Origin of the sequence: Saccharicrinis fermentans DSM 9555 = JCM 21142 (genome assembly GCF_000517085.1) — a bacterium.
Taxonomy (GTDB): domain Bacteria; phylum Bacteroidota; class Bacteroidia; order Bacteroidales; family Marinilabiliaceae; genus Saccharicrinis; species Saccharicrinis fermentans.
On record NZ_KI912107.1, the window covers coordinates 1 to 718 of the forward strand.

General features: G+C 39.8%; 1 protein-coding gene. It reads right to left on the minus strand.

Going from position 1 to position 718, the window contains the following annotated elements:
- Positions 1 to 110: 110 nt before the first annotated feature.
- The coding region (locus CYTFE_RS24245; protein WP_044262442.1) for a hypothetical protein at positions 111 to 718 on the minus strand (608 nt) is incomplete at its 5' end.

A 718-nucleotide genomic window follows, 5' to 3' on the forward strand; every position in this document is an offset into this window, starting at 1 on the left:
CCATGGCTATTCCTGCGCCTGACAGCACAGAAACTAAAAATGAGCAAAAAATACTAAAAAATAATTTCATTTTATTTGAATAAAAAAGTTTACAATCGAATTACTAGAACCTACACTTCAGGCTCTACTCCATACTCAGCTTTATACAAAGCTTTAAACAGCTCTGGGTCAGTTTCGGGCATGGCCTCTAAATCACCAGGAGCTTTCATCTGATAATCACCCCACGTCCAAGTTTTACGCTCAGCAGATGAACTGGGTAAACCGGCTTTATCTCCTTTTATGTGACTAATAATACTATCGGGCCTTTGCATATCTGCGAATATGCCGTTAAGATCATCTAAACCCAACTTTTCGCCTCTAGCAACATAACCGGATTTTTGCTCCTTAGTAATTTTACCAGCCGCAATAGCAACATCTACAGCCGCTACAATAGCTTTTTTTCTCTCTGCTTTGGCAGCATCATCTTTAGCCTGCATTTTTGCATCAATAGCGGCCAAAATTTCTTCATCGGTACTTTCAGCCGTTACACTAGTAAGGTCGTACCTTGTAATCATTTCTGCTTTGTTCATCTCTGCTTTTGAATTTAATTGTGTTTTTTGCGTCGTAGTAAGTGCAGCAAAACGTTCATATGTTGCACGGGCTCCAATTGCACTTGCAGTATCGGTGTCAAGGCTTTGGATATTTTCTTTAGGTTTGAATTTAGAACCAACAAGGCGCA